The sequence below is a fragment of the Ruegeria sp. BB10 genome, from assembly GCF_056535725.1.
The window spans coordinates 959,613-971,833 of sequence record NZ_JBQFIW010000001.1 but is presented as its reverse complement, the minus strand read 5'-3'; the positions used below and the strand labels follow the sequence as shown (position 1 = coordinate 971,833).

Below are 12,221 nucleotides of genomic sequence, written 5' to 3'. Positions count from 1 at the left end.
GGGGGGATTGGATGGAAAAATTGCTTGAACACTTTGTTACACTCTGGGTCGTAATTGACCCGATTGGCACAATCCCTGTTTTCATAGCCGTTACAGCGGGCCTGACTGCAGCGGCCCGTCGCAAAACCGCCCTGCTCGCCGCGTTCGTCAGCGCTGGTGTCCTTCTGTTCTTTTTGATTTTCGGCCAATTGCTGATCGAGGCGCTGGATATCGGACTGAATTCGTTTCAGGTCGCTGGTGGTATCATCCTGTTCCTTTTTGCGCTGACAATGATCTTTGGCGAAAGCAAACAAGTCGTCGAACAGCATGAAGCTGAAGAGGAAATGGAGATTTCCGCCAACAAACCCAATCCGGCGATTTTCCCGTTGGCAGTACCGTCCTTGGCGTCACCCGGTGCAATGCTGGCGATTGTCATTCTCACCGACAATAACCGTTACAGCGCCGCGGATCAGGGTATTACGGCGCTGGTCATGCTGTCCGTTATTCTGATTTCGTTTGTTCTGATGCTGCTGGCGGACCCGATAATCCGTGTCATCCGTTCTTCGGGTGCTGCGATTATCAGCCGGGTCATGGGAATGATCTTGGCTTCGGTCGCAGTGAATTCCGTTCTGTCCGCGCTTCTTGAGATCATGAAAACCGGGCAGTTATAAGAAAAAACCGCCGCACCTTCCGGGCGGAAAGGGCGGCGGCAGGTTGTGCGTGTCTCGCGTGGGGTCCGGATAGCCGCACGGGGCCGAGGCAGGCCCCTCAAGGGAATTGGGACAGGCAGGTCACCCTTGACTGAAATGGGGATGACAGCGCGGTATGATCGGCACGAGATCGCAGGCAGAAAGGCTTAGAACGCTCCGGGCAGGTGCAGGGCAACCATCAACATGACCACCAAAGACACGGCCCCCACAGCATCCTGCAAAATCGTCGATTGCGAACGGCTCAGGGCGGTCTTGATCTGGGTCAGCATGGTCTCACCTCCGGTCGAGATTTAATCCTTTGTTGACCTTTTGTTCTCATATTTTGATGAGTCGGTAAAGAACTTTTTGAGAACATTTGTGAACTTAGTGGAGCAAAGTTTCTAACCTACTGAAATCAAACGGATTGCCTGATCCTGTTTCATAAGCCACAGCAGAACACGTGCCGCCTGCCCCCGGTCCGATTTCAAACGGGGATCAGCAGAAAGTAACGCACGGGCATCAGTCTGCGCTGTTGCCATCAACCCAGCCTGACGTTCCAGGTCCGCAATCCGGAACTTCGGCAACCCTGATTGCGCTGTCCCGATCAAATCACCCGCACCACGCATCTGCAGATCAGTTTCTGAAATGCGAAACCCGTCTTCGGTTTCGCGCAGCACTTCTAATCGTTTGCGTCCTCCTTCACTGAGCGGAGGCTGATACATCAACAAACAGGTTGATTCCGCCTCACCACGCCCAACGCGACCGCGCAACTGGTGCAGTTGCGCAAGCCCAAAAATCTCAGCGCGCTCTATGACCATGATTGAGGCATTTGGCACGTTGACCCCAACCTCGATCACGGTCGTGGCGACCAGTACCTTGGTTTGCCCGTCCTGAAAGGCCTTCATGGCGGCATCTTTATCGACCGATGGCATCTGGCCATGCACCAACCCGACCACTCCTTCGCCCAGAATGGCGCGCAAGCGCTTGAATCGTTCCTCAGCTGCCGTAAGGTCCGAAACTTCGGATTCGTCGACCAACGGACAGACCCAGTAACACTGACGTCCTTCTTCAATCGCTCGACGTAGGTGCGAAACGACATCATCCATGCGATCTGTGCTGATGATGGCAGTCTTGATGGGTTTTCGTCCCGGCGGTTTTTCGTCCAGCACCGAAACATCCATATCGCCATATTGCGCCAAAGCCAGACTGCGAGGGATCGGAGTGGCGGTCATCACCAGTACATCCGCGCCCTGCCCTTTTTCCGACAACTCCATTCGTTGCCGAACACCGAACCGGTGTTGTTCATCGACGATCGCCAGCCGGAGCGCCCTGAATTCAACATCGCTTTGAAATACCGCGTGAGTTCCGACCAGGATTTGAATATCGCCATTCTTCAGCGCCGCCAGCTTTGCACGTCGTTCCGCGCCCTTGTCCCGGCCAGTGAGGATTTCCAGCACGACCCCAGCCTCTTCGGCCAAAGGGCGCAATCCCTCCAGATGTTGCCGGGCCAGAATTTCGGTAGGCGCCATCATGACGCCCTGGCCTTTGGCCTCGACCGCGATGAGCAAGGCCATAAAGGCCACCAGCGTCTTGCCCGCACCCACGTCGCCCTGCAATAACCGGTTCATACGCGCGTCCGAAGCCATATCGCCAGCGATGTCGTCAATGGCCCGCAACTGCGCGTTGGTAGGTTGATATGGCAGACTGGCAAGAACCTTGGCCTGCAAAGCCCCCGTTCCGACACTGACCAGACCCCGCGCTTTCCGCTCTCGCTGACGGGCCAAGGCCAACGTCAATTGATGCGCAAACAACTCATCATAGGCCAGACGTTCCCGTGCCGGAGCATGAGCAGCCACATCATCTGCCCCCTGCGGGTTATGCGCAGCTGCAATTGCAGTGACCCAGGCTGACCACCCTTGCTTAGCCACCAGGGTGGGATCGATCCATTCAGCCAATTCCGGGGCCCGCGCCAACGCGCTGCGGGCAGCTCTAAAGGCCGTTTTCTGTGTGATCCCCTGTGTCAGATGATACACCGGTTCAAAATCCGGAATTTCCTGCGCCTCTTCCACAGGCATCATATGATCCGGGTGGACCATCTGCGCCATGCCATCGAACAGTTCGAGCTTGCCCGAAATCACCCGCCGTGAACCTTCCGGCAAAATACGCTTCAGGTAGTCACCGCGCGCGTGAAAGAACACCAACTGGAAATCTGCCTGGCTATCCTCGACATGCACCCGGTAAGCGCCGCCCTTATTGCGGGCCGGCCGGTGCGTACCAACAGTCACTTCAACTGTCAGAGTGGTCGGCAGGTCAACACCCTGAATCGTATCGCGCCGACGGCGGTCAATGACGGCATATGGCAGGCTGAACAGCACATCGCGCGGCGACTCCGTCCCCGCTTGGGTCAAGACCTGAGCTGTCTTCGGCCCAACCCCATCCAATGTTTCCAATCCCGCGAACAGAGGAAACAGGCTTTCTGGGCGCCCGCTCATGCGGTTCCGATCAGCTGCAACCAACCATCCTCATCCAATGTTTCAATACCCAGTTCGGCGGCTTTCTTTGCCTTGGAGCCAGCACCGGGGCCGGCAACCAGAATGTCTGTTTTCTTGCTGACCGAACCCGAGACTTTAGCCCCTAATGCCTCGGCGCGGGCCTTGGCCTCGGCGCGAGTCATCTTTTCCAGCGTGCCCGTGAAGACGACCGTTTTGCCTGCGACCGGACTGCCGGCTGTGTCGGGGCGTTTCGCCTCTTGTATGTCCAGCTGGGCGACCAGCGCATCAATGCTGGCGCGCTCGGCCTTTTGCGCGAAGGCTGATATGAGGGCGCGGGCCATAACCTCGCCGACGCCATCCACGCCCAACAAGTCGTCCCATTCGGGGCCTTCGAACCCCGCCGCAGAGGTAATGGCGCGTTCAAAGTCACCCCAGTTTCCATAATGTGTCGCGATCAGGTTCGACGCGGCCTCACCCAAATGGCGGATGCCCAGTGCAAACAGTAGCCGACCAAAGGGAATTTTGCGTTTCTCGTCGATGGCCTCCCACAGATTACCCGCACTTTGCGCCCCCCAGCCTTTTCGATTGGCTAGTTTGTTCAGGTTTGCCGCGTCGCGTGTCTGCAGGGTGAAAATATCGACCGGCGTTCTGACTGGCAGATCCGGGTCATCGTAGAACATCTCGATCTGCTTGGCGCCCAAACCTTCGATGTCGAAGGCTTTGCGAGAAACGAAGTGCTTCAGCTTTTCAACCGCCTGTGCCGGACAAATTACACCCCCGGTACAGCGGCGCACTGCGTCGCCCTCTTCGCGGACCGCGTCGCTGTTGCATTGGGGGCAGGTCTTGGGGAACTGAAACGGCTCTGCCCCTTCGGGTCGTTTCGAGATATCGACATCGGCCAGTTTCGGGATCACATCACCGGCTCGGTATACCTGCACCCAATCACCGACCCGAATATCCTTGCCGTCGCGGATAGTACCACCTTTGGCGTCACGACCCGCAATATAATCTTCGTTGTGCAAGGTGGCATTCGACACGACCACACCACCCACTGTGACCGGGTGCAACCTGGCAACCGGGCTGAGCGCCCCAGTGCGGCCAACCTGAATGTCGATCGCTTCAAGTCGGGTCCAGGCCAGTTCCGCAGGAAACTTGTGCGCAATCGCCCAGCGGGGGTTTGTGGAGCGGAACCCCAGACGCCCCTGCAAGGACAGATCGTTCACTTTGTAGACGACGCCGTCGATATCATAACCCAAGGTGGATCGTTGGGCCTCGATTTCACGGTAATGCGCCAGCATCTGATCCGTCGTTTCACACAGCTGGGTCAGGGAATTGGTGGCGAAACCAAGACCGCGCAACCGATCAATTGCCTTCATTTGGGTTTCTGCCAACGGTTCGGACAGCTCACCCCAGGCATAGGCAAAGAACCGCAATGGCCGGGATCGCGTGACGGACGAATCCAATTGCCGCAAGGAACCCGCTGCTGCGTTTCGTGGATTGGCGAAAGGCTTTTCTCCTGCCTCTTCCTGCCGCGCGTTCAGCTTTTCGAAGTCTTCATGCGACATGTAGACCTCGCCCCGAACTTCCAAAATGTCCGGCGCATTTTCTAAGGTTTGGGGAATATCTGAAATCGTCCGGGCATTTGCCGTGACATTTTCACCAACTTCGCCGTCTCCGCGGGTGGCCGCCTGAACCAATTTGCCCTTCTCATACCGCAAGGAAAGCGACAGACCGTCAATTTTAGGTTCAGCCGTGTAAGACAAAGGTTTAGATGCTTCCAACCCGAGGTACTTTCGGATTGAGCGGTCAAAATCCTGCACGTCTTCGTCATCAAACGCATTGCCCAGCGACATCATGCGAACAGCATGGGTGACTTTCGAAAAACCGTCAGACGGGCGAGCGCCGACTTGATCCGAGGGGCTGTCGGCGCGCTTTAGTTGCGGAAACCGCGTTTCGATTTCAGCATTTCGACGCTTGAGCGCATCATATTCGGCGTCAGATATCTCGGGGGCGTCTTCGCCGTGATACAGCATGTTTGCCCGCGCCAACTGTTCGGCCAATTGCGCCAACTCAGCGCGCGCGGCCTGTTCAGTCAGGTCAGATACCGGAATCAATTTGCTCATGGCCTCGCCCTGTCACTTAGTCTTGGACCTCAGTGATAGGGCGAGGTCATGGTCAGGTCCAGACGTGCTGTTCAGTGAGTGAAAGCGGTCGCCCCGGACCACGGGCGACCATGTTCAAATCAGGCCCCAACCGCCATCCGCGTTTCGTCAACACTGTTGCTTTGCGGATCACGCAGGACATAGCCCCTGCCCCAAACTGTCTCGATGTAATTTTCACCACTGGTGGCGTTGCTGAGTTTCTTACGCAGCTTGCAGATGAAAACGTCGATGATTTTCAGCTCGGGCTCGTCCATGCCGCCATAAAGATGGTTCAGGAACATCTCTTTGGTCAGCGTGGTGCCCTTACGTAGGCTCAGCAGCTCAAGCATCTGATATTCCTTACCGGTCAGATGAACCGCCTTGCCTTCCACTTCGACCGTTTTGGCATCAAGGTTCACCGCAACGCGACCGGTCTGGATGATGGATTGCGAATGCCCTTTTGAGCGGCGGATGATGGCATGGATTCGGGCCACCAACTCCTCTCGATGGAAGGGCTTGGTCATATAATCGTCGGCACCGAACCCAAAACCTTTGATTTTGCTTTCCGTGTCGTCTGCGCCTGACAGGATCAGGATCGGTGTTTCCACCCGAGCGATGCGCAGTTGCCGCAGGACTTCATGCCCATTCATGTCCGGCAAATTCAAGTCTAGCAGGATCAGATCGTAGTCATAAAGCTTTGCAAGATCGATACCTTCCTCACCCAAATCCGTTGCATAGACGTTGAGGTTTGCGTGTGTCAGCATCAATTCAATGCTTTTGGACGTAGTCGGATCATCCTCGACAAGAAGTATACGCATTTACTGCTCCAATTCGGGTCAATTTACCAATTCAAATTGAGCCTGCTCAAAAATGGTTAATCTGACGTTACCGTTGAATCATTTATTCCCTTTCGCCCTTAGGTTGTCGATATTTTTTTAACGCGGTCACCTTTAATGCGTCCGTGCCGTGTTCTGCGACGGCCGCAACCCAGGCGTTAAATTCCTCATCACTGAGGCCGTATCGCTTTTTGGCGTCTGACAGTGTGATCAGCCCATAAACCACTCCCCGCACGACGATTGCCTTGCGCGATGCGACCCAGCGTGTCGTATCCTTTGGCGGCAGATCGGCGCGCGATAAAACTGTTCCATCCGGTAAGGTTATGGATCTTGGCCCCTCAACTTTGTGCAAAAACATTTTATGACCCTCTTCGTGCTGCGACAAAGCTGACACCACCCTACTTAATGCTGAGTGAAACCGCCCCTTGAGAGTGTGTAGAATTTTCCTATATTCTGCCGGTCTTTCTTAACCCGCACTGGAATCACCATGGCCCTCGCTGCCGAGACCCAACTCAATTCGCTTGGCTTTGCCAAACCGCCCTCGGAAACGCGGGTGGTTGTTGCCATGTCCGGTGGCGTAGACAGCTCTGTCGTGGCGGCCCATCTGGCCGACCAGGGCTATGACGTGGTTGGCGTAACGCTTCAGCTTTACGATCATGGGGCGGCGCTGGCCAAAAAAGGTGCCTGCTGTGCCGGGATCGACATCCATGACGCACGCCGTGTGGCCGAGGAACGCGGCTTTCCCCACTATGTTCTGGATTACGAGAACATCTTCAAAGACGCGGTGATCGACGAGTTTGCCGACAGCTATTTGGCCGGAGCAACGCCTGTGCCCTGCATCCGCTGCAACGAACGGGTCAAATTCAAGGATTTGCTGGAGACCGCCAAGGATCTTGAGGCCGACTGCATGGCCACCGGTCACTATATCCAACGCAAAATGGGTTCCAATGGGCCAGAGTTGCATAGCGCCGAGGACGCGAACCGCGATCAGTCCTATTTCCTGTTCTCGACCACGCCCGAGCAGTTGGATTTCCTGCGTTTCCCTCTGGGCCACCTGCCCTCGAAGGACGCTACCCGCGAGATGGCCGCGCAATACGGGCTGGCCGTGGCGGACAAGCCGGACAGTCAGGACATCTGCTTCGTGCCCAACGGCAATTATGCCAGCGTCATCGAAAAACTGCGCCCCGGTGCGGCAGAATCCGGTGAGATCGTGCATGCGGACGGTCGCGTTCTGGCGCAGCATAACGGCGTGATCCACTATACCATCGGACAACGCCGCGGTCTGGGCATCGGTGGCCTTAGCGAGCCATTATATGTCGTAAAACTGGACGTGGATGCGAAACAAGTCGTTGTTGGCCCCAAAGAGATGCTGGCCACCCGAACCATTCCTGTGCGTGAAATCAACTGGCTTGGGGATGAACCCTTCACCTCACGAGATGAATGGCATGTTCTGGTCAAGGTCCGCTCGACACGGCCCCCGCGTGAGGCGATCATCCGGCCTTTGTCCGAGACTACGGCCGAGGTCGAGCTGTTGACGCCCGAAGAAGGTGTCTCACCCGGTCAGGCCTGTGTGTTTTACGCGTCGGAAGGCAGCCGTATCTTTGGCGGCGGCTGGATCTGGCGCGGGTACTAAATCGCGTCCGTCCACGAGTTGCTAAGGATATAGAGCCCGGCGCAAATCATCACATAGGGAACCAACCGTTCCAACCGCCGGGCCAGCGTGCCGCTCATGAACGGCGCTTTTGCCCCTAACAGCGCAACAGTAGCCAGACCAAGTGCTGCCAGCACGGCCCCGATGACACCAGCCGTTCTAAACGTGGGGGCCGAGTCGGCCAGCAAAGGCGCAAGGACGGCAAACGTATCCATCGACAGGCTGATGAACAGCAGCGTGACCATGATCACCGACGCCCCGGTATCCAGATTTGCGTGCGTTTCAGTCTCGGTTCCCCGCCTTTGTCGGATCAAGGCTAAGATGCCCAAACTCAGAGGTATCAGACCCAGATACCCGGCCCAGTGCGGCACGACATCCTCAACCCCCAACGCCAGCAAAAGCGCTGCGCTGATCACGACCCCCTGCGCAAGCAGAAAGCCAAAGACCGCGCGTTTGGCCCCCGACACCAGCGATAGCGCCAGCAGCGCCGCCAGATTGTCCAGATTGGTCAGAATCTGAGCCATAAAGGCAGACAGTCCGAACAGCACGAAATCCAGCATTACGGAGTCATCCGATCAAGAACGGCTCGGGCGGCCCTCAAACCGGGGGCCTCACCTCCGCGCCCCAGACGTTCCATCGTGAGGGTCATGGCATCGCGCTGCGCATCGGGGGCAGCCGCGACCTGTTTCAACGCCTCTGCTATCTTTTCAGGCTGGCAATCATCCAGCAAACACTCGGGGACCGTTCGGGTCTCGGACACCAGATTGACTAGCGTTACAGTATCCAGCTTGACCATCCGCTTGGCAATCAGAGTGGTCAGCCAGTTCAGATTATACGCTATCACCATAGGCGTCGATTGCGCGGCCAGTTCCAACGAAACCGTCCCCGAAGCGGCGAGTGACAACTCTGCCGCCGCAAACGCGACCCGCTTTTGTGCTTGTGCCTGATCCGAAGGCATCTCGCGCGGATCGACGACAACAGGGTTTCCGGGCCAGCTTTGCATATGCTCGGTGACGGTATCCACCATATGCGCAACCGCGGGCACCACAATACGTGCGCACGGCCGTTCATTCAGATAAAGGCGCAGCGCCTCACCAAAGATCGGAGCCAGGCGCTCGATCTCGCCACCACGCGAACCAGGAAGCGCCAGTATGATCGGTGCGTCGCCCAGATCGTAGGTCGCGCGAAAATCCTGGATATCCTGATCCGAAGCTATCGGTTCGCTGGCCACCGGATGACCAACGAAATCACACTCCATCCCCGCACGTTCCATATAGGGCGGTTCAAATGGTAACAACGCCAGAACTTGGTCGATCACCTTGGCCATCTTGTCCGCGCGCCCGGGGCGCCATGCCCAGACACTGGGGGCGACGTAATGCACCGTTCTGATATTACTCTGCGCTTTTACCTGCTTGGCGACGCGCAGTGAAAAATCCGGGCTGTCGATGGTAATCAATACATCGGGCTGCGTATCCAGAACGGCCTGAGCTGTCTCGGCAATCCGGCGTTTCAGGTGGAAGAACTTGGGCAAAACCTCAACCAGCCCCATCACCGACAGTTCGGCCATTGGAAAGCGGCTGTCCAAACCCTGTGCCTGCATCAGCGGTCCGCCAACGCCATCGAACTGGATATCGGGTACGAGACTGCGCAACCCTTCCATCAAGGCGCCGCCCAAACGGTCGCCCGAAGGTTCACCGGCGACCAGGAAGACTCGCATCAGATCGCCCGCTCACGCACATACAGAAACAGGCCCAGACGGTTGCATTCGTCGATCACACGATCCTGTTGCAACACGATCACGCCACCTTTTTCGATGACAATACCCGCTAGCCCAGCTGCCACCGCACCAGAAACGGTCCCAGGGCCAATGGTCGGCAAGTCAGCACGTCGGTCCTGATCGGGTTTCGGCGCTTTGAACAAAACGCCACCCCCTGCATCCGGTCGTTGGGTCAAGGATTGCAGCATCCAATCTGTGCCGTAGATGCTTTCGACCGCAAGCGCCTGCCCTTTGTTCACCGCACAAGCCTGACCGATATCCGCAGCTCCCATGGCCCGCAGAATACCCGCTGCCCTGTCTGCATCGGACAGTTCAGCTTCGGATGGCTGCGTTTCGGTAAGGCACCCTAGTTCCGGCAGTAACGCCGGGGCAATTTCGTGAGCGGCACGAACGGTCAGTCCAGAGTTTTCGAATATGCCGATCACGGCGCGCAATGCCCCGTCATCCCCGGACATCATCGCCTGTTGCAGTACTGGAACCAGAGGCATCGTGGCCGCATCAATCCGCGATGGATCAATCGCGGGACGGCGCACCGCGCCAGCCATGCAAATCTCGGTCACGCCGCGCGCTTTCAAATCCGCAAGGAAGCTTCCCAACTGTTCCAATGGAAAGACGATATCCGCAGTCAAAGTGTCCGGTGTGAACCCTTCCATCGCACAAATCAGAGGGCGATCGGAAAGTTGGTCAACCACTTCGCCCGGTAATGCGCCTGTTCCAGCAATCAATGCCAGCATCGACCTATTTCCTCGGCGTCAGGAACGAGCGATCGGATTGCCCGGTCACGAAATCCACGATCCGCTGCACATATTCGCTTTCGTTGTCCACACCTACACGGTGCGCGCGTTCCATAAACGTGCCATCGCCAGTCGACAATTCGCGGAATGCAGCACGCAGGGCCGAGATATCCTCGCGCGAGACACCGCGCCGTTTCAAGCCAACCAGGTTCAGTCCGTCCAACTCACCCCGAGGCGCCTGAACCAGGCCATATGGGATCACGTCATTGGGCACCATAGTCAGTGCGCCGATGATCGCGCCACGGCCCACGCGCACCCATTGATGCAGGCCGGAAATTCCGCCCACGATCACATCATCCTCGATGACACAGTGACCCGCCGCGCCGGAATGGTTCACCATGATCACACGATCCCCGATCTGAACGTCATGCGCCACGTGCACACCTGCCATCAAAAGACAATCGTCGCCGATCCGGGTCACACCGCCGCCGCCCTCGGTTCCGGTATTCACCGTCACATGTTCACGAATGCGGTTACGCTTGCCGATCTCAAGCCGCGTATTCTCACCCCCGAATTTCAGGTCCTGCGGAATTTCTCCGATTACCGAGAAATTGAAGATCACGGTCTCATCACCGATCTGGGTGTCGCCGGTCACGACGACATGGGACTTCAATTCTACCCGGTCGCCCAGCTTAACCTGACTGCCGACAAAGCAGAATGGTCCGATGGAGCAGCCTTCACCGATCTGCGCACCGTCTTCGATGATTGCGCTTGGGTGGATGCCGCTCATGTTGTCTTTTCCATGTCCCAGTCGACATAGGCCGAAAATTCGGCTTCGGCTGCGACTTCGCCATCAACCGTCGCCCGGCCGCTGAACTTGAAGATCTTGCCACCCTTCTTACCGCGCACGGTATCCACGTGCATTTCAAGCACATCGCCAGGGATCACTTTGCGGCGGAATTTGCACTTGTCGATGTTCATGAAATAGATCAGCAATTCGCTGTCGATCACGTCCATACCGACGCCCAGCATCACACCTGCAGTTTGCGCCATCGCTTCAACAATGGTCACGCCGGGCATGATCGGCGTTCCGGGAAAATGGCCCTGAAAATGTGGTTCGTTCATTGTGACATTCTTGATGCCAACGGCCGATTGATAACCCGAGATATCAACCACCTTGTCGACCAGCAGAAACGGATAGCGGTGCGGCAAAATCCGTTGGATCAACTGGATGTCGGCGCTTTTGGTTTCCGTGCTCATGGTGTTGTAGTCCCATTCTGGATTTCTGTTTGCGGCGTGGTTAGCAATACCGCGCCCTAAGGGCAAGCAAACCTATTCACTGGCCCCATTTTCAACGGCGCTGCCGTCGCCGATCGCCGCATTGATCCGCGCAATGGCGGCATCGGTGATATCGGTTCGATCCGAACTGAGGAAAACGCTGGATCGTTCAATAATGATCGAAGCGCCGGATTCGCGTAGCAGGTCAATCAAAACCGGCCGTGCAAGTTCCAGAAACATCTGCCGAGCCTCTTCACTGCGTCGTGCCAACACGTCCAGTTTTGCGCGCTGCCCCTCCCGATGCGACTGAACCTTTTCGTCAAAGGCATCGGCCAGGGGGCGAAATTCTTCGGCCGTCATGGTCGCACGCTGTTCCGTCAGAACCTTTTCCTCTCGGCTCAGCTCGGCCACGATCCGTTCGTTTTCTTCCCCTAAAAGAACGCCTTCGGCCTCTATCTCTCGAAGGACACGTTGACCAAAGGCAGATTCAGCAAACAAACGCTCGCTGGACAACGTCACCACGCTGCTTTGCGGAACCCCCAATTGTTGGGCCGCTACTGGCTCCAAAAAGACAAGGGTCAGAAATACACACAGGGCCCATAAAGGGCCCTGCAGTTTCATGAAAACAGTTTTCAACATTCAGG

General features: G+C 56.8%; 13 protein-coding genes. 2 read left to right on the top strand and 11 right to left on the bottom strand.

The window, feature by feature from the left end:
- The first annotated feature begins 11 nt into the window (after positions 1-11).
- Positions 12-650 (top strand): MarC family protein, encoded by a 639-nt coding sequence (locus tag ACR3EP_RS04850; RefSeq protein ID WP_480636591.1) that lies wholly within the window; start codon positions 12-14, stop codon positions 648-650.
- 185 nt (positions 651-835) lie between these two features.
- Here the strand turns inward: ACR3EP_RS04850 and ACR3EP_RS04845 are convergent, their stop codons facing one another.
- From ACR3EP_RS04845 to sciP, 5 genes are all read right to left on the bottom strand, one after another.
- On the bottom strand, positions 836-958 hold the full coding sequence (locus tag ACR3EP_RS04845; RefSeq protein ID WP_264187059.1) for a hypothetical protein: 123 nt from the start codon (positions 956-958) through the stop codon (positions 836-838).
- Between the two features lie 111 nt (positions 959-1,069).
- The gene (gene recG, locus ACR3EP_RS04840; protein ID WP_480636590.1) at positions 1,070-3,160 is read right to left on the bottom strand and encodes an ATP-dependent DNA helicase RecG; all 2,091 of its coding nucleotides are present in this window, start codon (positions 3,158-3,160) and stop codon (positions 1,070-1,072) included.
- The gene (gene ligA / locus ACR3EP_RS04835) at positions 3,157-5,283 is read right to left on the bottom strand and encodes an NAD-dependent DNA ligase LigA (RefSeq protein ID WP_480636588.1); all 2,127 of its coding nucleotides are present in this window, start codon (positions 5,281-5,283) and stop codon (positions 3,157-3,159) included. The genes recG and ligA overlap by 4 nt, the downstream gene beginning before the upstream one ends.
- A gap of 119 nt (positions 5,284-5,402) precedes the next feature.
- Positions 5,403-6,119, bottom strand: a complete 717-nt coding sequence (ctrA, locus tag ACR3EP_RS04830) for a response regulator transcription factor CtrA (RefSeq protein ID WP_170348651.1) — start codon at positions 6,117-6,119, stop codon at positions 5,403-5,405.
- A gap of 82 nt (positions 6,120-6,201) precedes the next feature.
- Positions 6,202-6,495 carry a CtrA inhibitor SciP gene (gene sciP, locus ACR3EP_RS04825; protein WP_170358393.1) on the bottom strand — a complete coding sequence of 98 codons (294 nt, stop codon included), beginning with the start codon at positions 6,493-6,495 and terminating at the stop codon, positions 6,202-6,204.
- A 129-nt stretch (positions 6,496-6,624) separates the two neighbouring features.
- Between sciP and mnmA the strand changes: the two genes are divergently transcribed.
- Complete coding sequence (mnmA, locus tag ACR3EP_RS04820) at positions 6,625-7,770, top strand: tRNA 2-thiouridine(34) synthase MnmA (RefSeq protein ID WP_480636587.1); 1,146 nt, start codon at positions 6,625-6,627, stop codon at positions 7,768-7,770.
- Here mnmA and ACR3EP_RS04815 read toward each other — a convergent pair.
- The 6 genes from ACR3EP_RS04815 to ACR3EP_RS04790 all read right to left on the bottom strand — a co-directional run bounded on the left by ACR3EP_RS04815 (position 7,767) and on the right by ACR3EP_RS04790 (position 12,216).
- Positions 7,767-8,348 (bottom strand): cadmium resistance transporter, encoded by a 582-nt coding sequence (locus ACR3EP_RS04815; protein WP_170358391.1) that lies wholly within the window; start codon positions 8,346-8,348, stop codon positions 7,767-7,769. The two genes, mnmA and ACR3EP_RS04815, sit on opposite strands and share 4 nt — an antisense overlap.
- Positions 8,348-9,505 (bottom strand): lipid-A-disaccharide synthase, encoded by a 1,158-nt coding sequence (gene lpxB / locus ACR3EP_RS04810; RefSeq protein WP_480636585.1) that lies wholly within the window; start codon positions 9,503-9,505, stop codon positions 8,348-8,350. Before lpxB ends, ACR3EP_RS04815 begins: the two co-directional genes overlap by 1 nt.
- Positions 9,505-10,299: an LpxI family protein gene (locus ACR3EP_RS04805; RefSeq protein ID WP_480636583.1), complete on the bottom strand. Its 795-nt coding sequence runs from the start codon at positions 10,297-10,299 to the stop codon at positions 9,505-9,507. The genes lpxB and ACR3EP_RS04805 overlap by 1 nt, the downstream gene beginning before the upstream one ends.
- Positions 10,300-10,303: 4 nt before the next feature.
- Complete coding sequence (gene lpxA / locus ACR3EP_RS04800; protein ID WP_480636581.1) at positions 10,304-11,089, bottom strand: acyl-ACP--UDP-N-acetylglucosamine O-acyltransferase; 786 nt, start codon at positions 11,087-11,089, stop codon at positions 10,304-10,306.
- Positions 11,086-11,559 (bottom strand): 3-hydroxyacyl-ACP dehydratase FabZ, encoded by a 474-nt coding sequence (fabZ, locus tag ACR3EP_RS04795; RefSeq protein WP_170513986.1) that lies wholly within the window; start codon positions 11,557-11,559, stop codon positions 11,086-11,088. Before fabZ ends, lpxA begins: the two co-directional genes overlap by 4 nt.
- Before the next feature lie 72 nt (positions 11,560-11,631).
- Positions 11,632-12,216, bottom strand: coding sequence for an OmpH family outer membrane protein (locus ACR3EP_RS04790; RefSeq protein WP_170375235.1), 585 nt, complete (start codon positions 12,214-12,216; stop codon positions 11,632-11,634).
- Positions 12,217-12,221: the final 5 nt, after the last annotated feature.

Excerpts from the sequence above, each read along its gene's own strand:
- lpxB (WP_480636585.1), bottom strand. The coding sequence starts at position 9,505 with ATGCGAGTCTTCCTGGTCGCCGGTGAACCTTCGGGCGACCGTTTGGGC.
- mnmA (WP_480636587.1), top strand. The coding sequence starts at position 6,625 with ATGGCCCTCGCTGCCGAGACCCAACTCAATTCGCTTGGCTTTGCCAAA.
- recG (WP_480636590.1), bottom strand. The coding sequence starts at position 3,160 with ATGAGCGGGCGCCCAGAAAGCCTGTTTCCTCTGTTCGCGGGATTGGAA.
- fabZ (WP_170513986.1), bottom strand. The coding sequence starts at position 11,559 with ATGAGCACGGAAACCAAAAGCGCCGACATCCAGTTGATCCAACGGATT.
- ctrA (WP_170348651.1), bottom strand. The coding sequence starts at position 6,119 with ATGCGTATACTTCTTGTCGAGGATGATCCGACTACGTCCAAAAGCATT.
- ACR3EP_RS04850 (WP_480636591.1), top strand. The coding sequence starts at position 12 with ATGGAAAAATTGCTTGAACACTTTGTTACACTCTGGGTCGTAATTGAC.
- ACR3EP_RS04815 (WP_170358391.1), bottom strand. The coding sequence starts at position 8,348 with ATGCTGGATTTCGTGCTGTTCGGACTGTCTGCCTTTATGGCTCAGATT.
- ligA (WP_480636588.1), bottom strand. The coding sequence starts at position 5,283 with ATGAGCAAATTGATTCCGGTATCTGACCTGACTGAACAGGCCGCGCGC.
- ACR3EP_RS04805 (WP_480636583.1), bottom strand. The coding sequence starts at position 10,299 with ATGCTGGCATTGATTGCTGGAACAGGCGCATTACCGGGCGAAGTGGTT.
- lpxA (WP_480636581.1), bottom strand. The coding sequence starts at position 11,089 with ATGAGCGGCATCCACCCAAGCGCAATCATCGAAGACGGTGCGCAGATC.
- ACR3EP_RS04845 (WP_264187059.1), bottom strand. The coding sequence starts at position 958 with ATGCTGACCCAGATCAAGACCGCCCTGAGCCGTTCGCAATCGACGATT.
- sciP (WP_170358393.1), bottom strand. The coding sequence starts at position 6,495 with ATGTTTTTGCACAAAGTTGAGGGGCCAAGATCCATAACCTTACCGGAT.
- ACR3EP_RS04790 (WP_170375235.1), bottom strand. The coding sequence starts at position 12,216 with ATGTTGAAAACTGTTTTCATGAAACTGCAGGGCCCTTTATGGGCCCTG.